The organism is Nostoc sp. UHCC 0870, assembly GCF_022063185.1.
In the GTDB taxonomy this organism is placed as follows: Bacteria; Cyanobacteriota; Cyanobacteriia; order Cyanobacteriales; family Nostocaceae; genus Trichormus.
Genome location: NZ_CP091913.1, coordinates 1,878,007 through 1,901,994 on the forward strand (window position 1 = coordinate 1,878,007; position 23,988 = coordinate 1,901,994).

Below are 23,988 nucleotides of genomic sequence, written 5' to 3' on the forward strand. Positions count from 1 at the left end.
ACCAAAAAATAAATTATCCGCAATTGATGGTTGGGTAGGGTGCGTCAGTATGAATAATTTCTGAGTATAGTTAGGTTCTATCGCACTGACGCACCCTACAGTTTGGATATTTTTTTATCTGGAAGTCCCCTATCCTCTGTCACCTGTCACCTGTCACCTGTCCCCTATCCCCTATACTCTTCCCGCGTATTGATATCCAATAATACAGCCGGATCATCAAAAGCAACTTTGTTAATTACGCTGTGAAATTCTTGGATAATGTGACGTAAACCTAGAGTTTCCTCGCGAATATTTGCTAAGTGCGATCGCATTTGATGAGCAAACAATATAGGATGCCCCATTTTATTTTGATATATGGGTGCAGTAATTAAGGCTGAATTTTCTTGATGTGCTTGTAATAGTTGTTGATAAATCTTTGCTTCTCTGGGTTGGTCAACTGCGGAAATTGCTAAAATTTTAAAATTGTAGGGAATATGTTCTAACCCTGTCAAAATAGAAGTTGTTTTCCCAGCATGACTATGAGGATTAATCACCGTTAAACTACCAACAAGACAATCCTTTTGTCGGTCAATATTATGTAAACCTAACACTACCACAGGAGTAAAGCCGATACTTAACCACTGTTCTAGTTGATAAGTTAATAAAGTTAGACCTGCACCCCAAGGTAGTGAGGCTTTGCAGATTCCCATACGAGTAGATTTACCCGCCGCTAAAATGAGAGCAAAGTTTGTCAATTTCCTCTTAATGCTGGAGGGAAGTTTCTGAGCGGAAGTAAGTCCGACCGCTCAGGCTTCTGATTTATTTTTAACTTAGCGGATGCGGGGTTTCACAACAGGTCTTGATAAGTTCTGTTGTTCTAGTGTTCGAGGAGTAGGCGAAGGCGATCGCTCTTGCTGGTCTTCCTCAAAAGACATCCCTTCCCTTCCTGGAGTGGTGTTGCCGTAGATATCCAGGTAAACTGATTGTTGAGACAGTCCTGCCGCAGCTGCAATCACTGTCCGAATAGCCTGAATATTCCGTCCACCTCGGCCAAAGACTTTCCCTTTGTCGGTACTGTCAAAGGCAATGCGAATCCAAACCCGTTTGAGAGCTTGAGAAATTTCACAATCAACACTTAAAGACTCTGGAGATTCTAAAAATGGCTGCATCAAAAACTTTACTAGCCCAACATAGTTAGGGCTAGCTGTTGCTGCTGTGGGATTATGATTCGGTTGTAACACTGACCTGTTCAAAGACATTGGCTTTTCTTAAGATGCTACGGACGGTGTCAGTGGGTTGTGCGCCTTGTTGTAGTCGCTTGACGATGCCGGGAACATCCAATCGGACTTCATCGGTTCTAGGGTTGTAGAATCCCAGTTCTTCTAAAGGACGACCATCGCGGCGAGAGAGACTATTCATAGCGACAATGCGGTAGCTCGCTTCCCGCTTTTTACCGTATCGCTTCAAGCGCAATTTGATCATGGTTGAAGAATTATTCTCCTGTTTGTGGATAATTTCAGGAAGCACCTATTTTGAATTCAGAACTTCCTAATACTGAAATGCTAATTTTAGCACTTGCCCAAGGTTTACCGCTATGAGTCTAGGGAGAAATATAAAACCAATTCGCAATTCGCAATGGACTAACGTCCCGCTCCGCTAACGCAATTCGCAATTAATTCAGCCACCCACAAGGGGTGGGGTTTTTACCTGCCTTCTCTACGTTCCCTGCGGGACGCTACGCGAACGCGGAGCGTGTCGTAGACAGAGGCTGCGCCAAGGGAAACAAGGCTTTTTTCTCTACGAGACGCTAACGCGAACGCCCACCAGGGGCGTTCGCGGAGCGGGACGTTCGCGTCAGCGTCTCGGAGAGAAGTACGGTATTAAACCTAACTTTTTCCGATAAATTCAAAATTCAAAATTCAAAATTGTACTCTTCCGCAGTTCGCGGTAGCGTTGCGTAGCAAAGCAAGCTACGCGCTAGCGTCACGCAGTGAATAACCTCTGTAACCTGTAACCTGTAACCTGTCACCTGTCACCTGTAACCTGTCACCTACCTTACAAATTCCCAAACCCTTTTTTCTTCTTATCTTTGGGTTTTTTCTTCTTAGTGCCAGCACCACTATTGTAACCGCGCCAACCGGGGGCTGAGGGGCGATCGGTCATACCGCCACCGCCAAACATTCCTGACATTCCCGGCATTCCTGGCATTCCTGGCATTCCGGGGAAGCGACCTTGACCCATTTGCTGCATGAGCGATCGCATTTTTTGGAAATCTGCTACCAGTTTACTTACATCTGATTCTCTGTAGCCTGAACCACCGGCAATCCGCCGCCGCCGGCTGGGTGAACTAGCTAATAAATCAGGGTCGCGGCGTTCTTGCATGGTCATGGAATTAATCATGGCTTCACAGCGTTTCAGCTGGGTTTCACCCTGTTTGAGCTGATCATCTGAAAGTTTGCCCATCCCTGGAATCATCTTCATGATTCCACCCAGAGAACCCATGTTCTTTAACAGGCGCAGTTGCTTAACAAAATCTGTAAAGTCGAATTTTGCTGACAGGATTTTCTCCTGCATTTGTTCAGCATCGGCCAGGTCAATTTCTTCCTGAGCTTTTTCTACTAAGGTGAGAACGTCACCCATACCGAGAATCCGTGAAGCCATGCGGTCTGGGTAAAAAGGTTGTAAGGCTTCGACTTTTTCACCCACACCCACAAATTTAATTGGCGCACCGGAAATTTGCCGCACTGACAAGGCCGCACCACCACGGCTATCACCGTCCATCTTGGTGAGAATTGCCCCAGTAATGCCGATTTGCTCATGGAAGGTGCGGGTTAGGTTAGCAGCTTCTTGACCCGTCATCGCATCCACTACTAACAGAGTTTCGTGGGGTTGGACGGTGGCTTTGATGCGGGCTAATTCCGCCATCATGTCTTGGTCAATTTGCAGACGACCAGCCGTATCAATAATTACCGTGTTTACGCCTTCAGCCTTGGCGCGTTCAACGCCTTGGCGGGCAATTTCTACGGGGTCTGCATCGCTTCCCAGTTCAAAAACTGGTACATCAATTTGTTTACCCAGGGTGATTAACTGGTCAATAGCGGCGGGACGATACACGTCTGTAGCTACTAACAAACAACTGCGATCTAATTTTCGTAAATGTAAGGCTAACTTAGCTGTGGCTGTGGTTTTACCAGTACCTTGTAAACCAGCCATCAAAACTACAGTTGGTTTTTGTTCAACTTCTGCGAGGGGGACATTTTCCTCACCCATCACCTGCACTAGCTCATCGTAAACAATTTTGATGAACTGCTGGTCAGGTCGCACACCACTAATAACTTCGGCCCCCTGCGCCTTGGCTTCAACTTCGCTAATAAAATCTTTGACTACTTGGAGGTTGACATCTGCTTCCAACAGGGCGCGGCGCACTTCCCGCAAAGCATCTTGGATATTAGATTCAGAAATTTTATCTTGTCCGCGTAGTTTCTTCCAGGCGGATTCTAAACGGTCAGCTAATGCGTCAAACATATCTTAGTTACAGTTATTGAGCCGATGGGGATGTCCGAATCACTGATCAGTGCGATTCAGCAAATTTCAATTTTTAATGTGCTATCTACCAGCTTAGTAGTTTTTTACCCGACTTGGAATGGGGGATGAGTGACAAATCAAGTCAAGTCGCTTCGCTCCAATTCAAAATTCAAAATTCAAAATTCAAAATTAAATACCCCACGGATAAATCCGGGGGCTTGAATTAATGCTGTTTCACTTTTTTCTTCTCCATAAATAAATTTAGGGGCTTGTATCCTTTTTTCTTTGGTCAAAAGTCAAAAGTCAAAATTAAATAACTGGGGACTGGGGACTGGGGACTGGGGAGAGTAACTAATGACTATTGAGGAAGTCTTCTACAGCATTGGCTTGAGTTGGTAACTCAAGGGTTAAAACTTCGCTACTATCATCTGTAACTAAAACATCATCCTCAATGCGGATTCCTCGGACATCGGCAAATTGTGATAAACGTTCCCAATTGACTATATTTTGATATTTTTCGCGGTTATTTGCATCATTTAAAATTGCTGGCACTTGATAAAAACCGGGTTCAATAGTGACTAACATACCTGATTTTAAGGGACGATTTAAACGTAAGTAGCCTAAGCCAAAGCGATCGCTTCTTTTTCTTCCTGCTTCATACCCTGCTAAATCCCCCAAATCTTCCATATCATGGACATCTAAACCCAGTAAATGCCCGATACCGTGGGGAAAAAACAGCGTATGGGCATCCATATCTACTAAATCTTCGGGATTACCCTGTAAAATACCTAAATTTACTAAACCTTCGGCGATGACTGTGGCTGCTAACAGATGAAGATCCTGATATTCTACACCGGGGCTAATTGTAGCGATGCAAGCATCATGAGCCGCCAATACAATATCATAAACGTCCCGTTGCGTAGGTGAAAATTTACCAGAAACAGGCCAAGTCCGGGTGATATCAGCAGCCCAACCCATTGGAGTTTCTGCACCGACATCAGCTAAGAGTAAATCACCTGGTTGCAAAGGATGGTGATATGCCTCGTTATGCAAAACTTCGCCGTGAACAGTGACAATGCTGTTGTAGGAGGTCGTCATATTATGGGCAATGATTACCCCTTCCATTGCGGCGCGGACTGCTGCTTCTAGTTTGGCTTTGGGTGTGGCGGACATCCCGGCTTTGTGTGCCTCAACGCTCACAGCAGCAGCTTTGCGTAACTCAATTAATGCGCCGGTATCGTGGGTGAGACGTAAAGTAGCGATCGCTTTTGCTAATTCCTGGTCTAATCCCTCAAGATGAGAGGGTGAAGATATTTCTCTTTGCAGAATTTGTGACTGTATCAAGGTAGTTCGATAATTCTGCACGGGAATTGATGCTGCATCCCTACCTCGATGCTTCAATTCCGACATGGTTCTGGCAACATCAGCACCAATTGCGGCGGCGATTTCCTCCCGTTTGGGCATTTCTCCATGCCAGAGTGCGCTACTAGGTTCGGGGTTGTCCATGAACAGTTCTAGCTTCCCAGATTCTAGACGAATCGCTGCATTGGGTAAAGGCAATCCCGCAAAATACAGGAAATGACTGCTAGCACGAAATGGAAAGGCATTAGCAGGAAAGTTGCGGGGGTTGCTGTAACCTGACCAGAGAATTACCGGAAAATTAATCAAACTGGCTAGTCTTTGCCGTCGATGCAGTAGAGTTTCAGCGAGGGAACTAGAACTGTTGTGGATCACCATAAATCAAAACTCAAACAACCTCTAGTTTCTATCTTCTTGTTGGGTATCTTGTTCTTCCTCATCGGCCTCATCTTCTACATCAGCCTCATCTTCATCTGGTTCTGTCTCGGTTGGCGATGTTTCAGACTCTATTGTTGGTCGTTCTACTTGAGGCGGAGATGCTTGTTTGCTAATATCGCAACTGACTAAACCTAATAAAACTAACCCCATAGAAATAGTAGCAAAAATATTTTTGCATATTTTTACTTTCCAGTTTGCTGCTTGATTGAACATAGTGTATTCATTCCTAAATACTTCCAGTTGAGATTTTTGCTTGACTTTGAACTTCTCTAGGTTCTTCTTGTAGTTTTCCCCACATTTACCAGACTATTCGCACATAAAATACCAGAAGCAGCCACCGCCGGCACACCGATTCCTGGTAAAGTGCTATCACCCACACGATACAAACCTTGTATCGGCGTGTGTGTACTAGGAAACATTCCTTTACCTGCTGCGATCGCTGGGCCGTAAGTTCCCTGATATCTTCGTAAATAATGAGCGTGAGTTAACGGCGTACCGATGAGTTCTAACACTACACGCTCTCGAATACCAGGGATAATACGCTCTAAGGCACGGTATAAAGATTGCGCTTTCTCTTGTTTTTTCACCTCATACCCATCATTGCGTTCCCATCCGGCGTAAGGTTCGAGGGTGTAAGCATGAACACCATGCTGTCCCTCTGGGGCTAAATTTTTATCCCACACACTAGGAATCGAAATCATGCAAGTATTGCCCGGTGTGCTGATATCTTGGCTGGAATCATGGACTACCACATGATGTCCTGTCAAATTATCTAAACCATCGGCGCGGATACCTAAGTGTAAGTGCATAAAACTCTCTACGGCTGGAGTCTCTAAAGCCGTTTGACGGTAAGCCGCAGGCAAATCTTCAGGGCGTAATAATTGATTATAAGTATCCCAAAGGGTAGCATTAGAAATCACAATTGGGGCTGACAATATTTCACCATTTCGCAACCGCACACCCTTGACTTTGCCAGACTCTACCAAAATTTGTTCAACGTGACACCCTAAACGTAACTTACCGCCCCAACGTTCCAACCCCCGCACCAAAGCATTGACAATTGCTGCACTCCCCCCCACAGGATACTCAACCCCAGCACGGGAACGTTCACCCAACATAAATGCTACTTCAGGGGCAATTGTGCCGTGTGCTTTTAAACCAGAAAGCAAGAAACACTCCAAATCAATCAGTCGCCGCACCCAAGGGTCTTTGACTGTAGCATCCATAACATCACCTACAGAAGACTGCACCAGAGATAAGTAAGGTAGCATTTTCGCCAAAGACGGCAAATAACGTTGCAACAATACTAAAATCACCTGCCAATCTGACCTCAGTGCTATGGTGGGAATACCTTTCATTGCCTCGTATAGTCCCAACAAGCGGTTTTCAAATTGTTCGAGTTCCTTCGCACCTTGGGGTGTAATTTTGTGTATTTCCTGACGATATTGTGCAGCATTGCTATACACTGCAAAACTGACTTCAGGGAAGTGATAATGTCCTAAAGGATCGTAGGGTATAACTTGGATGGATTCACCTAAAGCATCCAGAACCTGTTTAATCGGATTTAAACTTTGGCTGTCAGTTAAACCGCAATAAAAGGAGGGGCCAGAATCAAATTCAAACCCGCGTCGTCTAAAACTATGGGCTGCACCGCCAGCAATTGTATGACTTTCACACACAATTACTCGCTTACCATAACGCGCCAACAAACCCGCAGCGCATAAACCACCGATACCGCTACCGATGATGATGACATCAATAGGGGACAGGGGAGAGGTGACAGGTGACAGGGGAGTCATGAGTGGGTAGTGGGAGGAAGGAGACAAGGAAGCATCCCAATTGTTTCAAAATACAACACAAATAGCTTTAATGAAACCTCTGCGCCCCTCCGCGTGAACCTCCGCGACCCTCTGCGTTAAAAAATGAAATCAAATATGCTGAATGACCAACTACTAATGACTGAACCACTAATTGAACTAAAAGGCATTTCTAAATCCTTTGGGAACAATCGGGTTTTAGATAATGTAGACTTGACGATTTATCGGGGAGAGGCTTTAGGGATTATTGGCCCTTCGGGAACTGGTAAATCAACAATTTTACGCGTCATGGCTGGTTTGATTACTCCTGATGAGGGGGAAGTTTATGTGCAAGGAGTAAAAAGAGATGGGTTGATTGAGGATGCTAAAGACCCGGTTGGTATTGGTATGGTATTTCAGCAGGCGGCATTATTTGACTCGTTGACCGTGGAAGAGAATGTGGGGTTTTTACTTTATCAAAACTCTAACTTGCCGCGATCGCGTATTCGTGATTTAGTCAAAGAAAAATTAGAAATGGTAGGTTTACCGGGAATTAGCCACCTCTACCCTTCTGAACTGTCTGGCGGGATGCGAAAACGGGTGAGTTTTGCCCGTGCAATTATGTCTAACCCCGACAACCCGGAAGAAGGAGCAGAAGTTTTACTGTACGATGAACCGACAGCCGGACTTGACCCCATTGCTTCCACAGTGATAGAAGACTTAATCCGGGACTTGCAAATTACCCAAGGTGTTTGTAGTACCTATGCTATTGTTACTCACCAAGATAGTACAATCCGGCGCACTGCTGATAGACTAGTGTTCCTGTATCAAGGTAAAGTGCAGTGGCAAGGTCAAGTTAGTGAGCTAAACGGCACAGACCACCCATTAATTACACAATTTATGAGTGGTAGTGTGCGGGGGCCAATTCAGGTTGTTGGTTAGTGGGGCAAAAAAGGACAATATGCGCGATTTTATCACCACTCGTTTTGCATCTCGACGAACATTAAGGGAAGGCTCAGTTGGTTTATTACTCTTACTGGGATTAGGAGCATTTTTAGTCATTATCTTATGGCTGAATAGAGTTACCGCATCTCGCAGTTCTTACAAAGCTGTTGTAGAATTTGCCAATGCTGGCGGGATGCAAAAAGGCGCATCTGTACGCTACCGGGGTGTGAAAGTCGGTAACATTGCTCGTATTGAACCCAAGCCAAATGCTGTAGAAGTAGAAATTGAAATTTCCCAACCAGACCTAATTATTCCCCGTAATGTGTTAGTTGAAGCTAATCAAAGTGGCTTAATTAGTGAAAGTATTATTGACATCACCCCAAAAGCATCATTACCCACAGGCACAGAAATAGCTAGACCCTTAGATAAAAATTGTGACCCCAGCCTGATTGTTTGTAATGGTTCTCGGCTGAAAGGTAAAATTGGTATTAGTTTAGATGAATTAATCCGTAGTAGCACGGAGTTAGCAACTGTTTATAATAATCCTGAATTTTATCAAAGGGTGAATAAACTTTTAGAAACATCAGCAGAAGCAGCCACAGGCGTAGCAGCACTTAGCCGAGATGCGAGGAGTTTGAGCAAAAGCTTTCAAGGCCAGTTAAGTACATTTGCTTCTACTGCCAATTCCGTCCAAAGAGCCACCAATGAACTTACTGCTTCTACAAAGAAAACTGTAGATCAATTAGGTGTCACCGCAGGGCAATTTGGCACAACTGCAACTCAAGCCAATAAGTTACTAACTGACTTAAATAGTATTGTCAGCACAAATCGTTCTACATTGGTTGGGACTTTAAACAATCTTTCTGAAACTAGTAACCAACTACGCGCAACAGTCACTAGTCTTTCCCCCGCTATTAGTCGGTTATCCGATGGGGAGTTACTGAAAAATTTAGAAACCCTCTCAGCCAACGCCGCGCAAGCTTCAGCTAATTTAAAGGATGCAACTCAAGCTTTAAATGATCCTAAAAATTCTGTGCTACTGCAACAAACCCTAGATTCGGCTAGGGTGACTTTTGAAAATACCCAAAAAATTACTTCAGATTTGGATGAGTTGACTGGAGACCCTGCTTTTCGGAATAATTTACGGCAGTTAGTCAATGGTTTGAGTACCTTGGTTTCTTCCACAGACCAAATGCAAGAACAGGTCAAAGTGGCTACGACTCTAGAGTCAATGCAAGCAGTAGCCAGTAAATCAGAGTTGGCTTTGACCCCCAAGCAACAGGAAAAACCAATTACCTCTAACCCTCCAGCATCCGTCACCGTTGAAAGTACGGTTAACCCCCCTACGCCCGATAAATCATCTCAACAGAAACTATTGCGGCAATTACGGCAATATAAACGGAATGGGGAATAGGGAATGGGGAGACAAGGTAGATTTTTCCCAATACCCCTGCCCCCTGCCCCCTGCCCCCTGCCCCCTGCCCCCTGCCTAATTCCAATCTTGCTCTTCTCGTTTGCCGCGACTTTTATAAATGCCGCCGATATCATGTAACTGGCGGGTTTTCTCGAATAATTCGGCTTCAGTTATGCCCCATTGTTGTAAAACTTTATCTAGGTCGCTTTGTATGTCCCTTGCGCCGGGGAAGCCTTGATAGCGAATTTTGAGTCTGGCTAATTCTGCTAAATTGTAGTCTGTGGCTGTTTGAGCGAGTAGAATATTAATAAGAGGGCGATCGCGGTTGTAAAGTGGGTGTTGTTGGTCTTTACTTCCGTGCTGTTCAGTCATACTTTATACTTTGGTTAGATTGTTAATTCATTCCGAGTCTAGAGCTAAAATCTACCAAGAGCAACGATAATTAAAGATGACGGCTACCACACCTGAGTCCATACGGCTCTCACCACTGCCACAGGATCATAGATAAAGATACATTATCTTTAAGAAAATACAAAAAAGTTTAGATAAGGGTGAATTTTTTTAGATCACCCAAAGTCCAAGCAGCAAGGGAGCAATAACCCGCTATGTTTGAACACTTCACTTCCGAAGCCATCAAAGTAATCATGCTCGCTCAGGAGGAAGCTCGTCGCCTGGGACACAATTTCGTAGGAACTGAACAAATTCTCCTGGGTTTGATGGGAGAAGGAACTGGGGTTGCTGCCAAAGTGCTGACTGAGTTGGGTGTGACTCTCAAAGACGCACGTCGCGAAGTCGAAAAAATTATTGGTAGGGGTTCTGGGTTTGTACCACCAGAAATTCCTTTTACTCCTAAAGTTAAAAGTCTATTTGAGCAATCATTTAGAGAAGCTCACGGTCTCGGACATAATTACATCAACACAGAACACTTACTTTTGGGATTAACTGAAGCTGGTGAAGGTGTCGCCGCTAAAGTGTTGCAAAATCTGGGTGTTGACTTGAGAAATGTCCGCACTGCTGTGATTCGACGTTTAGGTGAAGACCCCACTGTGGTTATCGGCGGTACTAGTACCAGACGTAACCAAACCCTTACCACAGAAGAATTTGGCAGAAACCTCACCAAACTAGCCCAAGAAGGCAAGCTTGACCCTGTAGTTGGTCGCGAGAAAGAAATTGAAAGGGCAATTCAAATTCTCGGTCGCCGCACTAAGAACAACCCTGTGTTAATTGGTGAACCTGGGGTTGGTAAAACAGCGATCGCAGAAGGATTGGCACAGCGTATTATTAACCAAGATGTCCCTGAAGTGTTGGAAGGGAAGCAAGTTATCAGCCTGGATATGGGTTTATTAGTGGCTGGAACGCGCTTTAGGGGAGATTTTGAAGAACGCATCAAAAAAGTAATTGATGAAGTCCGCACGGCGGGAAATATCATCTTAGTAATTGATGAAATTCATACCTTAGTCGGTGCTGGCGGGACAGAAGGCGGCTTAGATGCGGCTAACATTCTTAAACCAGCCTTGGCGCGGGGTGAACTCCAGTGTATTGGCGCAACCACATTAGATGAATATCGCCAACACATCGAACGGGATGCAGCCTTAGAGCGACGTTTCCAACCGATTTTAGTCGGTGAACCCTCCATAGAAGAAACTATTGAAATTCTCTATGGTTTGCGCTCAGTCTACGAACAGCATCACAGAGTTCAGATTTCCGATGCAGCCGTAGTTGCAGCCGCCGAGTTATCAGACCGCTATATTAGCGATCGCTTTTTGCCAGATAAAGCTATAGACTTGATTGATGAAGCTGGATCTCGTGTGCGTTTACGGAACTCGAAGATTTCCAATGATAAAGAACTGAAGCGCAAACTCATTGAAGTTTCTAAATCTAAAAACGTAGCCGTTAGACTGCAAAACTTTAATCAAGCCGGAGAACTGCGCGACCAGGAAATTGCCTTGGAAGCAGAACTACAAGCCGCTTCCACAGAAAAAACAACTCATCCCATCGTCGTAGACGAAGAAGACATCGCGCAAATCGTGGCTTCCTGGACTGGCGTACCAGTTAACAAGCTGACAGAATCTGAGTCAGAGTTACTGCTGCACCTAGAAGACACCCTCCATAAGCGGCTTATTGGTCAAGAGCAAGCAGTTACATCTGTTGCTCGCTCCATTCGTCGCGCTAGAGTTGGCTTAAAGAACCCCAACCGCCCCATTGCTAGCTTTATCTTTTCCGGCCCTACTGGCGTTGGTAAGACCGAATTAGCCAAGTCCTTAGCGGCTTACTTCTTCGGTGCTGAAGATGCCATGATTCGGCTAGATATGTCCGAATACATGGAAGGACATACCGTCTCCAAACTTATCGGCTCGCCTCCTGGTTACGTCGGTTACGACGAAGGCGGACAACTCACCGAAGCCGTGCGCCGCAGACCTTACACCGTGTTGCTGTTCGACGAAATCGAAAAAGCACACCCCGATGTATTCAATATGCTGCTGCAAATCTTGGATGACGGACACCTCACCGATGCCAAAGGTCGCAAGGTAGACTTCAAGAACACCTTAATTATCTTGACTTCTAACATTGGTTCTAAGGTAATTGAAAAAGGTGGCGGTGGTTTAGGCTTTGAATTTGATAACCAAGCCGACGCTAGTTACAATCGCATTCGTAACTTAGTTAACGAAGAACTGAAAAATTACTTCCGTCCTGAATTCCTCAACCGTTTGGATGAGATTATCGTCTTCACTCAACTGGCTAGGGATGAAGTCAAGCAAATTGCTGACATCATGCTGCGTGATGTAGCTAGCCGCCTGACTGAAAAAGGCATCATCTTAGAAGTGACCGAACAGTTTAAAGACCTAGTAGTCACCCAAGGTTATGACCCCAGCTACGGTGCTAGACCCTTACGTCGGGCAATTATGCGCCTCCTAGAAGACTCCCTAGCGGAAGCAATTCTCTCTGGTGAAGTCGCTGACGGTTGCACAGTTATTGTTGATGTCAATGATGATGGTCAAGTACAAGTACGCCCATCAGAAAAGCGAGAGTTACTGTTAGCAAACACTGGCTATAGCGTTTCCTAATCACATTAGGTACATCATAGCCCCCTCCTTGCTTGCGGGGCTACGGTGTACACACAAGTTATCGAATCACTATCACTCCTCGAATTACCCCACCCTAACCCTCCCCTTGGAAAGGGGAGGGAACTAGATTTTCCGGTTTCCACTGTATGCAATTTTGCACGAGACATATATCTATCACTTGGAAAGGGGAGGGAACTAGATTTTCCGGTTTCCACCCTTTCCAAGGGGGGATTAAGGGGGGTAAAACCCGGATTTGTGTATACAGGTTGGGGTTCTTGTACCTCACTAAAGCGAGAACCGCTATATTAATTTACCCTTGGTATTTATACCGGGGTATTTTTTATTTCCAGATTATAGGGGCTAAAACAGCCATCAGTAACAGAAAAGCAATTTCTAAAACGTAGCTAACAAACACAGTGCGATTGAGCAACCCATCCCACAGATAACCCTGACGTTTAGGCTGGGGGATGCGTTTCAAAGAATGACTCCAACTGTGGTAGATACCAGGAGAGTTGAAACCATATTTTTGAGTCAGGATAAATTCAATTTCAGCTACACGGGGATAGAAACCGCGCTGAAAGTGTTTCCATTGACTTTCCAGAATCCAGAAAAATAGGGGAATAGTACAACCAATAATAGCGATAAGCCTGACGGCATCGCTAACCCTTACCGCGCTAGCAATCGGTTTTTGCTGTAACATCAATGCTAAAACACCCCCAGTCCCAGTAATTCCCAATGCTTTGATTACCCAAATCTGCTTGTTATAGTCTTCGATGGTGTTTTGCAGAAAAAAGTATTCCTCTTTGAGCAAGTCTAATTCAAAATTACTGAGAGGTTGGGGCTGGGGTTCAGTTTGTAATGGGTTAGACATTGGTGTTGGTAGAGTTCACTGAGATGAAATTAATATAATTCGTAATTTGTAATTCGTAATTCGTAATTCGTAATTTGTAATTAAGGCTTAGGTTGGAAAGTCACCGCCTTGGGCGAGTGGCGTTTGACGCAAGGAAACCCAACATTTACCGAGGGTTTAGTGAATACTCGGCGACGGAGTTCTAATACTCGTTCACGAGGTAAAAAGACTCGGCGACGGAGTTCTAATACTCGTTCACGAGGTAAAAAGACTCGGCGACGGAGTTCTGATACTCGTTCACGAGGTAAAAAGACTCGGCGACGGAGTTCTGATACTCGTTCACGAGGTAAAAAGACTCGGCGACGGAGTTCTAATACTCATTCACGAGGTAAAAAGACTCGGCGACGGAGTTCTAATACTCATTCACGAGGTAAAAAGACTCGGCGACGGAGTTCTGATACTCGTTCACGAGAATCTAGAACCCGATAAAGCAGTTATAATTTGACTCAGTAAATTAAACCATATCCCTCACATATTATTACTAGTGGTCTATCAAGTTAGTTTTGACGGTTCGTAGTAAGGACTTTAGTCCTGATTTTTCTAAGGACTAAAGTCCTTACTACAAACTTGCTTATCCCTCAACTCAAATTTGATGGACTACTAGAGGTGAGGTCAAAAATATTTCACCCTTCCCTGTAACCCTTGCCCTTTGCTCAAAATCAGCATCCCACAATTCCGCACACCATGCCATGATCAACTGGAATGACTACCTACAATCACTCTGCAAAGATTATGCCCAAAAGTGTAAATACACGTTAACGGACGTAGTGGGACAGCAGCGAGTTGAGCAGAAACACTCACCGCTACTGTTAGATTTTATGGTGCAGACGGTGCAATCTGGCAAGGAAGAAAGAAGCGCAGACCAGCAAGTTGAGCGTTTAGACGTGCTGGCAGGGTTGCGGAAGTATGCTAAAGAACACGTTTTGCTAGTAGGGCGGCCTGGTTCGGGGAAATCGACAGCGTTGTTGCGGTTGTTGCTGGAGGAAGCGGAGAAACCCCTCCCCCAACCCCTCCCCGAAGCGGAGAGGGGAGCTAATTCTCCCCCTTCCCTCCCCAAAGTGGACAGAGGAGTTAATTCTCCCCCTTCCCTTGCAGGGAAGGGGGTTGGGGGGTTAGGTCAAATCCCCATCCTAGTAGAGTTGCGCTATTACCAAACCTCAGTCCTAGACTTGATTCGGGATTTCTTAAAACGCCATCGCCTACTACTAGACACTGCAACCATAGAACAACTGCTGTGTCAGGGACAATTTTTGCTGCTTGTGGATGGTATTAACGAATTACCCTCAGAAAAAGCGCGGCAAGATTTATCTAAATTCCGGCAAGACAACCAAAAAAGCACGCCGATGATATTCACCACGCGGGATTTAGGCGTGGGGGGTGATTTGGGCATTACTAAGAAGCTGGAAATGCGACCCCTGACAGCAGAACAGATGCAGCAATTTGTCCGCGCCTATCTGCCAGAACAGGGTGAGCAGATGTTGCAGAACTTAGGCGACAGGTTGCGGGAGTTTGGAGAAACACCGTTGCTGCTGTGGATGCTGTGTTCATTGTTTCAGTCCACAGGAGACATCCCGCAGAACTTGGGTTTGGTGTTTCGCCAGTTTACCCAAAGCTATGAACGTAAATTTCGGCAAGATATCCCAGTTACAGATGAGTCTCGGCGGTGGTGGTTCTCGTTATTAAAACATCTGGCGTTTTACATGACCAAAGGGGATAAGCTGACAGAATTAAATGTTGCCATACCCAGATTAAAAGCAGAGGAAGTTTTAACCCAGTTTTTGCAAGCTGAGAAATTTGATAAACCACGCGACAGAGGTTTAAACTGGCTGCAAGACTTACTCAACCATCACTTAATTCAACTTGGGGCAAATGACCAAATTGAATTCCGCCACCAACTAATTCAGGAATATTACACGGCAGAATGTTTGCTCAAGCAGTTACCAAGCCTCAGTGATGATTGCCTCCAGCGAGAGTATTTAAATTATTTAAAATGGACTGAACCATTCAAATTGATGCTGAAATTGGTGGATGATGCGGCGCAAGCAATACGAGTAGTAAAGTTAGCCTTAGAGGTAGATTGGCAGTTAGGGGCAAAGTTAGCAGGAGCAGTGAAGCCGGATTTCCAACAACAGACAGTTGATTTAGTTGCTAGTTTAGAAGTCTCTTTCTTATTTAAAGTTCGGCTTTTAGGCTTAACAAAATCTGAGCAAGCAATATCTTATCTGAATCAATTACTAGAAAATGCAGACTCTGATGTGCGTTCTAGTGTGGCGGAGGCCCTGGGAGAAATAAAATCAGAGGCGGTGATTCCTGGTCTAATTGAATTGCTAAAAGATGACGACTCTGATGTGCGCTCTAGTGTAGTTATCTCTCTGGAAAAAATTAAACTAAAAGCAGCAATTCCTGAACTAATTAATCTTCTTCGACATGAAGACTTTGATGTAAGTCTTGACGCAGCAGAAGCTCTGGGGGCAATGAAATTCAAAGAAGCGATTCCTGAGTTAATTAATCTTATTCAAGATGAAAACTATCTTGTAAGAGTTAGTGCAGCAAAGGCCAAAGCACAAATCGAATTACCTTTAGTAATTCCTAGATACATTAATTTTAACCAATATGATTATAAATTGTCTGAGGTAGTTTCTTGGGTGACATCAGTTTTGAAAAATATCAAGTTCCATGAAGTAGAGTATGAGGTTATCACATCACTTCAAAAGATATTGAAATATGAATACTCTGTATTAGGAAATTATGGATATATTCTTAATCATGCAATTAAAGCACTTGAAGCGATACAAAAAGAATGTAATTACTATAACTACAGACTTACTCAACCAATTGCTGAATCCAAATCCCAACCAGATATCTCACAATCAAACCCAATTAAACCTTCTTTAATGCACATCCTCCACCTCTCTGACCTACACTTTGGCACATCTGACCAAGCCAAACTTTGGTCTAACCAACTAGCAAGCGACTTGCAAAACGAACTCAATATTCTTCAACTTGATGCCCTCATTCTCTCCGGCGACATCGCCAACAAATCAACCCCCGACGAATACGCAGCAGCCCAACAATTTCTTAACGAACTCCGCCAAGATTTCGCCCTCCAACCTGAGCAAATTATCATCGTTCCCGGTAATCATGACCTCAACTGGCAAATCTCAGAGGAAGAAGGTTACATCCCAACACTTCGCAGAAAATATCAAGGGTCAATAAATGAGAGTTGTGTAATTGATGATGGCGGTGCATATATTGCAGTTGTAGATCCAGAAAACCACAAAAGACGCTTTGAACACTTCAGCAACTTCTACCAAACTATCAAAAACCAACCCTATCCCCTAGACTATGACCAGCAATACACCCTCGACCATTTCCCCAACCAAAAGCTACTCATTCTAGGGTTAAACTCCGCTTGGCAATTGGATCATCATTACAAATCCCATGCCAGCATTAACATTAATGCACTCACCAAAGCCCTAACAGAAATTCGCCGCAATCAAGATTATCAAAACTGCATCAAAATTGCAGTCTGGCATCATCCCCTAAATAGTGCTTCTGAAGACCGCATCACTGATCATGGTTTTATGGAACAGTTAGCACAAGCAAACTTCCGTTTTGCTCTTCATGGTCATATCCACAAAGCCGAAACCAGCCTTTACAAATACGATATGAGCGCAAGTGGACGCAAGCTTGATATCATTAGTGCGGGAACTTTTGGCGCACCTGTGTGGGAGTGGGTTTCCGGTTATCCTCTGCAATACAACCTGCTGAAGTTTGCAGACAATAAACTAACCGTCTACACCCGCCGCCGTGAAGAACTTAACGGTGTATGGAAACCCGATGCAAGATGGCTAATGGGTGCGGGACAAAATCCATTACCTTACTACGAAGTTCAGCTATAGAGTTCCTGTTTCCCGGCTTTCAACAAACCCTGCCTTTAGAACAGAAAAGTTTTGGGCGAATAGAATTCGCTACTACACAAGCGAAGTCCACCTCCGTGGACTAAGGAAAAATCAAGGTCTTGAAACCCACGAAGGTGGGTTTTGTCTGTGTAGCCGCGATTTCTAATCGCTGGAGCTAGTTTCTCTGCTTCTAAGATTTAAACTCAGCACTCGTCAACCAATTCGGCAAAATTGGGCTACCGCTTCAACCAATTGGTCGATTTCCGATTCCAGGGTCAAATAGTGGACGGTGGCGCGGGTACAGCTTGGGTCGGCAATTGTCCGGGTTAAAATCTTTTGAGTATCAAGAAATTGCACCAACTTGAGAGAATGGTGGTTAGTGAGTTGGAAAGAAACAATACCGCATTCCGGGGGTGCAGTGCTAAGACATTTCACATCGGGTAATGCAGCTAAACGTCGCCAGAGATATTCACTATTGCGGCGAATTTGGGCGTAACGTTCCTGGGGTGTTCCCCATTGTTGATGAATTGCGATCGCCTCTCGCAAACCAAAATACAATGGGTAAGCTGGGGTAGATACTTCATACCGCCTTGCATCCGGTTTCCAGTCTACAGGTTGAGAGTGGCTATCAACAATAATTCCATACAAGCCAATAAAAGTAGGATGCAGACTGTTTAGCACTTCTGGACGCACATACAAACCCCCCACACCTTCAGGGCCGCATAACCATTTGTGACCTGTGAAAGCATAGAAATCTACCCCCAACTCTGTTAAGTTCAAAGGTAAAGCACCCACAGATTGGGCTGCATCTATTAATAGAAAAGAATTATTATTTCTGCATACCTCCACGATTTTCTCCACAGGTAGCACTTGTCCAGTGTTCCAAAAAACGTGACTTAATACCACTAAGCGAGTCTGGGGGCGCAAATTTTGGGCAATAATTGCTACCGGGTCGCCCTCATTCAACGTGTCTTTTAGGGGACAAATACTCACTTCTACCCCAAACCTGCGGCTAAGTTCTTGGGTAGTAGCAATTACCCCTGGATGTTCGCAGTCTGAGAGTAAAATATGGTCGCCAGCTTGCCAGGATATCCCCCACATGGCGATATTACAACCCACAGTTACATTATCCGTAAAAGCGATTGTATCAGTTGTGACGTTTAACTCAGATGCGATCGCTTCTCTGACGGTTTGCATTTGTGCTGTTAACCAATTACCAGCCTCATTCCCAAAGGGGCCAATATCCTGGATGTGCGCTATAGTTTGGTTAATCGTGTCCATTGTGGCTTTAGGCATCGCCCCCTGCCCACCATAGTTAAAATAAAGCTTATTAGCTAAAGCCGGAAATTGTTCCCGATGGTGATGCAATCTGGCTTGTGCTGTGGAAATAGTAGTCATAAACAACTTAAAATTCAAAATAGCTTGTTTTCTTAGTTTCCCATTCTCAATGCCTAATGAGTAGGAAATGGAGGTGCTAGGTGATAGGTTACAGGTGACAGGTGACAGGTGACAGGTGACAGGTTACAGGTTACAGGTTACAGGGTAATTAATTCTGGGTAGCCTACGGTAAGTAAGCTATAAGCCCTCACTGATTGTCTTTAATTTTGAATTTTAATTCCGCAAACGGTTGACTATACTGAATGTTAATTAATGCTGATCACCTTCTGCAATACCAACGCTGTAAACGTCGCCCTGTTTTAGATATTCACGGTGACAGAAGCCGACGAGATGCGCCTAATGAATTGTTACTCAAACTACAACAGGACAAAAACGCTCATCGCTTGAGTATTTTGGCTCAATTCCCCTATCAAAAACCAGATTACCCTAGAGGAAACTGGGAAGCAGCGCAAGTAGCCACTATAGAATTGATGCAGCAGGGGGTTGATTACATTTATCAAGGGGTGCTGTTAGCTAATTACAGTCAGTTAGTAGACGCAGAAACGGAATACGTTAACCATACCCTCCTCAGTCGTCCTGATTTACTTGTCAAACAGCCCGGAAAATCGCTGCTTGGTGATTGGGTTTATGAAGCTGTGAATATTGAACTGGGTAAGCGTCCCAAACAGGAATACCAAGTTGTTTCCGCGTTTCATACCCAAGTTTTAGCCACAGTCCAAGGCGTGACACCGCCAACAGCTTGGTTAATGCTACGTAGTAAACAGGCACAATACACTGTAGATTTATCGAAATGGACACCGCAAATGCAGGGGATTTTGCAGGAGTTCATGGAGGCTTTGGAGGCAGAAACTAGTCCAGAAATATTTATTTCCCGTCAGAAGTGTAATCTTTGTTCATGGCATAGTCAATGTTATGCGATCGCTCATTCTCAGCAACATCTCTCACTGTTACCGGGAGTAACACCCCTCCGTTACGCCCAATTGCAAACCCTCTCTATTAACACCCTAGAATCTCTCGCTGATACTAGTCCCACTATTTTAGAAAATCTCACGGGTTTTGATTCTGAAGTCGCGGTCAAATTAGTTATCCAAGCCCAATCTGTCTTAGAAAACCGACCATTTATTTTACCATTCCCCCATCCCTATCACGATATCACCGCCAAATCTCCCATCGAATTGTATTTTGATATTGAAGCGCAGCCAGATTTAAATTTAGATTATCTTTTAGGGGTGTTGGTAGTTAATACGCAAACCAACACTGAAGAGTTCTATTGTTTTTTAGCAGAGAACCCAGAACAAGAAGAATTAATTTGGCAACAATTTCTAGACTTAGTCTGGCAATATCCCCAAGCCCCAATTTATCATTTTTGCGTCTACGAACTAGATACAGTCAAACGCCTAGGCAGGTTGTACCATACTCCTCACAAATTAGTCCAGCCAGTCTTGAATCGGTTTGTCGATATTTATGAACACCTCACCCAAACTGTAGCGTTACCCATAGAAAGTTATGCTTTAAAAGCGATCGCTAAATGGTTAGGATTTGCATGGCGTGATCAAGAAGCTAGTGGTGCTAAATGTATTTACTGGTATGATCAATGGTTAGAAACAGGCGATCGCACTTTACTAGAAATCATCAGCCGCTACAACGAAGACGACTGTCGCGCTACCCGTCGTGTCAAAGACTGGCTAGTTGAGTTTCTCAAAGAGACGTATCATTTACGACGCGCTTAATCTCTATTAAATAATTTCTTCCTCAATCCCTCAAAATAGTTAAACCAAAATACTTTTTTTGCGCTAACATGATAACGATTCTCATTCTTTTATTTTTTCTAGTCTACGCAGGTGGACTTAGTTTATATAGCCGCGACTTCTAGCCGTTCGGGTTCAGCCCCAAAAATTTTGCATTTTGAATTGAAAGATATGGTCAGTTCCCTAAACAAGTCCCAGGAAAAATCGCCCCAGCATGATAGCGACCAACTTACACGAATTCGCCACACCTGCGCCCATATCATGGCGATGGCGGTACAGCAGCTATATCCAGGGACAAAAGTAGCAACTGGCCCAGTCACAGAAACAGGATTTTACTACGACTTCGATTGTCCAGTCAGCATTACCCCCGATGACTTAGAAAAAATTGCAGCAGAAATGCGGCGGATAGTCAAAGCCAACCTCCCCATCATCCGCGAAGAAGTGGAACGAGTAGAAATTCGCGCCGAAATTGCCGAATTGAACGAACCTTACAAATTAGAAATCTTAGAACGCATTCCCCCACAAGAAACCATCACCCGCTACTTTATTGGTAGTCCCGAAATTGGTAAGCCGGAATCATCGTTATTTGTCAGCGAAATTCAACCAGCAAATAACTATTGGTGGGACTTGTGTGCAGGGCCTCACATCAACTTTACTGGGGAAATTGCGGCTGATGCTTTTAAATTATTGAATATTGCCGGTGCTTATTGGTTAGGAGATGAAACCAAACCCCAATTACAGCGCATTTACGGTACAGCTTGGGAAACCGCCGCAGAACTACAAGCTTACCTGAAACAAAGAGAAGAAGCTTTGCGCCGTGACCACAGAAAATTAGGTCAAGAACTTAACCTATTTAGCATTCAAGAAGCAGCCGGCGGGGGATTAGTTTTTTGGCATCCTAAAGGCGCAAGTATTCGCTACATTATTGAAGATTATTGGCGCAAATCTCATTTAGAATCTGGTTATCAATTACTCTACACACCCCATGTAGCTAATCTCGATTTATGGAAAACATCGGGTCATTTTGACTTCTATCAAGAGAATATGTTTGACTCAATGGAAGTGGAAAATCAGGCTTATCAGATTAAGCCGATGAATTGTCCCTTTCATGTTTTAACTTATAAACATCAGCTACATTCCTATCGAGAACTACCCTTGAGATGGGCAGAATTAGGCACAGTTTATCGTTATGAACGCTCTGGGGCATTACATGGTTTAATGCGAGTGCGGGGATTTACCCAAGATGATGCTCATATATTCTGTTTACCTCACCAAATCGCGGATGAAATTTTAGGGGTTTTAAATCTTACAGAGCAGATTTTGTCAGACTTTGGGTTTAAAAATTATGAAGTGAATCTTTCCACACGTCCTGATAAATCAGTCGGAACTGATGAAGTGTGGGAATTGGCAACTTTAGCCTTAAGAGAAGCATTGGATGCTAAAGGCTGGGATTATGTTGTTGATGAAGGTGGCGGTGCTTTTTATGGACCTAAAATTGACATCAAAATTCAAGATGCTATTGGTCGTCTGTGGCAATGTTCGACCATTCAAGTAGATTTTAATTTACCAGAACGCTTTGATATGGAATATATTGCGGCTGATGGTAGTCGTCAAAGACCAATTATGATTCATCGAGCTATTTTTGGTTCATTGGAAAGATTTTTTGGCATCTTAATTGAAAACTACGCTGGCGATTTTCCTTTGTGGTTAGCACCAGTACAAGTACGCTTATTACCTGTGAGTGATGATGTTAGAGAATATGCAGAATTGGTAATAGCTGATTTGAAAAAATCTGGTTTTAGGGTGGAAATAGACAACAGTGGGGAACGTTTAGGTAAGCAAATTCGGACAGCAGAGTTAGAGAAAATTCCAGTGCTTGCTGTTGTCGGTAAAAAAGAAGTAGAAAATCAAACTTTGAGTGTTAGAACTAGACAAAGTGGAGATTTAGGAGTGATGAATTTAAGTGAATTGGCACATTTTTTACAAGAGGCTATATTTGCTAAATCTGTAGGTTGAAAATTGCTTTTTTAGGGAATATTTTTCCTCAAAGGAGATAAGAAAGATGAATTTTTCTTTCGATGGCGGAATCTCTAAAGTCAATCATGAAAAAAATTTGCAAGTCAAACAATGGATATATGAGGCTTTAGAGATTGATGCTCAAATTCACATTGCTCTTAGTCAATTAAAGTGCAGAGAACCTAATTGTCCTCCAATTGAAACAGTAATTGCTGTAATGAGTGATCCAATTAAACAGTATAAAATTCATAAGCCAATCGCTGAGATTGAATACGCTGATATCTCTACAATTGTTCACAAACAGAATTGATTTAGTAGATTACAAAAATTTAATTGCAATATGAATACTATCACCGCACCAACTGCAAATACAATTCCTGATATTCCCAAACAGGGAATGCCTGTTACTATTATCACAGGCTTTTTAGGTAGTGGTAAAACTACACTGCTCAATCAAATTCTCAAGAATAAACAAGATTTAAAAGTCGCTGTCTTAGTAAATGAGTTTGGCGATATTAACATCGATAGCCAACTACTAGTTTCTCTCGATGAAGATATGGTAGAACTCAGCAATGGCTGTATTTGCTGTACTATCAATGATGGTCTAGTTGATGCTGTTTATCGGGTGTTAGAAAGAGAAGACCGCATTGATTACATGGTCATTGAAACTACTGGCGTTGCAGACCCATTACCAATTATTTTAACTTTTTTGGGGACAGAACTTCGAGATTTAACTAGCCTTGACTCGATTCTAACTGTAGTAGATGCAGAAACATTTGATCCAGAACATTTTGAAAGTGAAGCCGCTTTAAAACAAGTTACCTATGGAGATATTATTCTCCTCAATAAAACAGACCTTGCTACTCCAGAAAAACTGCAAGAAGTAGAAGGTTACATCCATGATGTGAAAAATGGGGCGAGGATTTTACACACTCAACATGGTGAGGTGGCTTTACCTTTAATTTTAGGTGTTGGTCTAACTCCAAAAGATGATTATACTGCCGATCATGTGGAAGATAATCATGAACATGATCACGACCATGAGCATCATGAACATCATGAACATCATGACCATGAACATCATGACCACGAGCATCATAAACATCATGACCACAAACACCACTCTCATCATTTAGACAATGATGGATTTGTTTCAATCTCTTTTCAATATGATAGACCGTTTGATGTTCATAAATTTGAGAACTTCTTGACCGAAGAAATGCCACCAAATGTCTTTCGTGCTAAGGGGATTTTGTGGTTTAGTGATAGTGAATTGCGCCATATATTTCAATTGAGTGGACTTCGTTATAACCTCCATGCAGATGAATGGCGTACTCCACCAAAAAATCAGGTAGTTTTTATTGGGAGAAATTTAGATTCTAGTCAAATTCACTCACAACTTAACAAATGTTTGATATAATTAAGAAGTGTTAAGCAATCAACCATTTTAGTTAATAGTAAATCATCGATAAGACTCATATTTGATTTTTGAT

The 23,988-nt window shown here is 43.5% G+C and carries 19 protein-coding genes; 9 read left to right on the forward strand and 10 right to left on the reverse strand.

Going from position 1 to position 23,988, the window contains the following annotated elements; genetic code table 11:
• Window positions 1-164: 164 nt before the first annotated feature.
• From L6494_RS08205 to L6494_RS08235, 7 genes are all read right to left on the reverse strand, one after another.
• Complete coding sequence (locus L6494_RS08205) at window positions 165-734, reverse strand: nucleotidyltransferase family protein (RefSeq protein ID WP_237993644.1); 570 nt, start codon at window positions 732-734, stop codon at window positions 165-167.
• 75 nt (window positions 735-809) lie between these two features.
• On the reverse strand, window positions 810-1,238 hold the full coding sequence (locus L6494_RS08210; protein ID WP_237993646.1) for a KH domain-containing protein: 429 nt from the start codon (window positions 1,236-1,238) through the stop codon (window positions 810-812).
• The gene (gene rpsP, locus L6494_RS08215; protein ID WP_237993648.1) at window positions 1,201-1,461 is read right to left on the reverse strand and encodes a 30S ribosomal protein S16; all 261 of its coding nucleotides are present in this window, start codon (window positions 1,459-1,461) and stop codon (window positions 1,201-1,203) included. The genes L6494_RS08210 and rpsP overlap by 38 nt, the downstream gene beginning before the upstream one ends.
• A gap of 573 nt (window positions 1,462-2,034) precedes the next feature.
• On the reverse strand, window positions 2,035-3,504 hold the full coding sequence (gene ffh / locus L6494_RS08220; protein ID WP_237993651.1) for a signal recognition particle protein: 1,470 nt from the start codon (window positions 3,502-3,504) through the stop codon (window positions 2,035-2,037).
• A gap of 351 nt (window positions 3,505-3,855) precedes the next feature.
• Window positions 3,856-5,241 (reverse strand): aminopeptidase P family protein, encoded by a 1,386-nt coding sequence (locus L6494_RS08225; protein WP_237993654.1) that lies wholly within the window; start codon window positions 5,239-5,241, stop codon window positions 3,856-3,858.
• A gap of 21 nt (window positions 5,242-5,262) precedes the next feature.
• The gene (locus L6494_RS08230; protein WP_237993656.1) at window positions 5,263-5,514 is read right to left on the reverse strand and encodes a hypothetical protein; all 252 of its coding nucleotides are present in this window, start codon (window positions 5,512-5,514) and stop codon (window positions 5,263-5,265) included.
• A 56-nt stretch (window positions 5,515-5,570) separates the two neighbouring features.
• Window positions 5,571-7,100: a phytoene desaturase family protein gene (locus tag L6494_RS08235; protein ID WP_237993658.1), complete on the reverse strand. Its 1,530-nt coding sequence runs from the start codon at window positions 7,098-7,100 to the stop codon at window positions 5,571-5,573.
• 156 nt (window positions 7,101-7,256) lie between these two features.
• On the opposite strand from L6494_RS08235, the gene L6494_RS08240 reads away from it, so the two are divergent.
• Both L6494_RS08240 and L6494_RS08245 read left to right on the forward strand, forming a co-directional pair.
• Entirely contained in the window at window positions 7,257-8,039 is a 783-nt protein-coding gene (locus L6494_RS08240; RefSeq protein ID WP_237993660.1) for an ABC transporter ATP-binding protein, read from the forward strand.
• Window positions 8,040-8,058: 19 nt separating this feature from the next.
• Window positions 8,059-9,456 carry an MlaD family protein gene (locus tag L6494_RS08245; RefSeq protein ID WP_237993662.1) on the forward strand — a complete coding sequence of 466 codons (1,398 nt, stop codon included), beginning with the start codon at window positions 8,059-8,061 and terminating at the stop codon, window positions 9,454-9,456.
• Window positions 9,457-9,531: 75 nt separating this feature from the next.
• Here L6494_RS08245 and L6494_RS08250 read toward each other — a convergent pair whose 3' ends face one another.
• Window positions 9,532-9,828 (reverse strand): DUF3288 family protein, encoded by a 297-nt coding sequence (locus L6494_RS08250; protein ID WP_237993664.1) that lies wholly within the window; start codon window positions 9,826-9,828, stop codon window positions 9,532-9,534.
• Window positions 9,829-10,061: 233 nt separating this feature from the next.
• Between L6494_RS08250 and L6494_RS08255 the strand changes: the two genes are divergently transcribed.
• A complete protein-coding gene (locus L6494_RS08255) occupies window positions 10,062-12,521 on the forward strand; it encodes an ATP-dependent Clp protease ATP-binding subunit (protein ID WP_237993666.1) in 2,460 nt (819 codons plus the stop codon).
• Between the two features lie 340 nt (window positions 12,522-12,861).
• On the opposite strand, the gene L6494_RS08260 is transcribed toward L6494_RS08255, so the two are convergent.
• On the reverse strand, window positions 12,862-13,392 hold the full coding sequence (locus L6494_RS08260; RefSeq protein WP_237993669.1) for a hypothetical protein: 531 nt from the start codon (window positions 13,390-13,392) through the stop codon (window positions 12,862-12,864).
• A gap of 108 nt (window positions 13,393-13,500) precedes the next feature.
• Here L6494_RS08260 and L6494_RS08265 point away from each other — a divergent pair, with 108 nt between their 5' ends.
• Window positions 13,501-13,860 carry a hypothetical protein gene (locus L6494_RS08265; RefSeq protein ID WP_237993671.1) on the forward strand — a complete coding sequence of 120 codons (360 nt, stop codon included), beginning with the start codon at window positions 13,501-13,503 and terminating at the stop codon, window positions 13,858-13,860.
• Window positions 13,861-14,120: 260 nt separating this feature from the next.
• Window positions 14,121-17,333: a HEAT repeat domain-containing protein gene (locus L6494_RS08270; protein WP_237993673.1), complete on the forward strand. Its 3,213-nt coding sequence runs from the start codon at window positions 14,121-14,123 to the stop codon at window positions 17,331-17,333.
• A gap of 213 nt (window positions 17,334-17,546) precedes the next feature.
• Here L6494_RS08270 and L6494_RS08275 read toward each other — a convergent pair whose 3' ends face one another.
• Entirely contained in the window at window positions 17,547-18,731 is a 1,185-nt protein-coding gene (locus L6494_RS08275; RefSeq protein WP_237993675.1) for an aminotransferase class V-fold PLP-dependent enzyme, read from the reverse strand.
• Between the two features lie 242 nt (window positions 18,732-18,973).
• Here L6494_RS08275 and L6494_RS08280 point away from each other — a divergent pair, with 242 nt between their 5' ends.
• From L6494_RS08280 to L6494_RS08295, 4 genes are all read left to right on the forward strand, one after another.
• Complete coding sequence (locus tag L6494_RS08280; protein WP_237993677.1) at window positions 18,974-20,461, forward strand: TM0106 family RecB-like putative nuclease; 1,488 nt, start codon at window positions 18,974-18,976, stop codon at window positions 20,459-20,461.
• 189 nt (window positions 20,462-20,650) lie between these two features.
• Window positions 20,651-22,495 carry a threonine--tRNA ligase gene (gene thrS, locus L6494_RS08285; RefSeq protein ID WP_237993680.1) on the forward strand — a complete coding sequence of 615 codons (1,845 nt, stop codon included), beginning with the start codon at window positions 20,651-20,653 and terminating at the stop codon, window positions 22,493-22,495.
• 46 nt (window positions 22,496-22,541) lie between these two features.
• A complete protein-coding gene (locus tag L6494_RS08290; protein ID WP_237993681.1) occupies window positions 22,542-22,805 on the forward strand; it encodes a hypothetical protein in 264 nt (87 codons plus the stop codon).
• Window positions 22,806-22,835: 30 nt separating this feature from the next.
• Window positions 22,836-23,915: a CobW family GTP-binding protein gene (locus L6494_RS08295; protein ID WP_237993683.1), complete on the forward strand. Its 1,080-nt coding sequence runs from the start codon at window positions 22,836-22,838 to the stop codon at window positions 23,913-23,915.
• The last annotated feature ends 73 nt before the right edge of the window (window positions 23,916-23,988 follow it).

Bases quoted from the DNA above. Each gene is read 5' to 3' on its own strand.
- thrS (WP_237993680.1), top strand. From the start codon at position 20,651: ATGGTCAGTTCCCTAAACAAGTCCCAGGAAAAATCGCCCCAGCATGAT.
- L6494_RS08295 (WP_237993683.1), top strand. From the start codon at position 22,836: ATGAATACTATCACCGCACCAACTGCAAATACAATTCCTGATATTCCC.
- L6494_RS08275 (WP_237993675.1), bottom strand. From the start codon at position 18,731: ATGACTACTATTTCCACAGCACAAGCCAGATTGCATCACCATCGGGAA.
- L6494_RS08225 (WP_237993654.1), bottom strand. From the start codon at position 5,241: ATGGTGATCCACAACAGTTCTAGTTCCCTCGCTGAAACTCTACTGCAT.
- L6494_RS08210 (WP_237993646.1), bottom strand. From the start codon at position 1,238: ATGTCTTTGAACAGGTCAGTGTTACAACCGAATCATAATCCCACAGCA.
- L6494_RS08250 (WP_237993664.1), bottom strand. From the start codon at position 9,828: ATGACTGAACAGCACGGAAGTAAAGACCAACAACACCCACTTTACAAC.
- L6494_RS08290 (WP_237993681.1), top strand. From the start codon at position 22,542: ATGAATTTTTCTTTCGATGGCGGAATCTCTAAAGTCAATCATGAAAAA.
- rpsP (WP_237993648.1), bottom strand. From the start codon at position 1,461: ATGATCAAATTGCGCTTGAAGCGATACGGTAAAAAGCGGGAAGCGAGC.
- L6494_RS08260 (WP_237993669.1), bottom strand. From the start codon at position 13,392: ATGTCTAACCCATTACAAACTGAACCCCAGCCCCAACCTCTCAGTAAT.
- L6494_RS08245 (WP_237993662.1), top strand. From the start codon at position 8,059: ATGCGCGATTTTATCACCACTCGTTTTGCATCTCGACGAACATTAAGG.
- ffh (WP_237993651.1), bottom strand. From the start codon at position 3,504: ATGTTTGACGCATTAGCTGACCGTTTAGAATCCGCCTGGAAGAAACTA.
- L6494_RS08230 (WP_237993656.1), bottom strand. From the start codon at position 5,514: ATGTTCAATCAAGCAGCAAACTGGAAAGTAAAAATATGCAAAAATATT.
- L6494_RS08240 (WP_237993660.1), top strand. From the start codon at position 7,257: ATGACTGAACCACTAATTGAACTAAAAGGCATTTCTAAATCCTTTGGG.
- L6494_RS08270 (WP_237993673.1), top strand. From the start codon at position 14,121: ATGATCAACTGGAATGACTACCTACAATCACTCTGCAAAGATTATGCC.
- L6494_RS08255 (WP_237993666.1), top strand. From the start codon at position 10,062: ATGTTTGAACACTTCACTTCCGAAGCCATCAAAGTAATCATGCTCGCT.
- L6494_RS08280 (WP_237993677.1), top strand. From the start codon at position 18,974: ATGTTAATTAATGCTGATCACCTTCTGCAATACCAACGCTGTAAACGT.
- L6494_RS08235 (WP_237993658.1), bottom strand. From the start codon at position 7,100: ATGACTCCCCTGTCACCTGTCACCTCTCCCCTGTCCCCTATTGATGTC.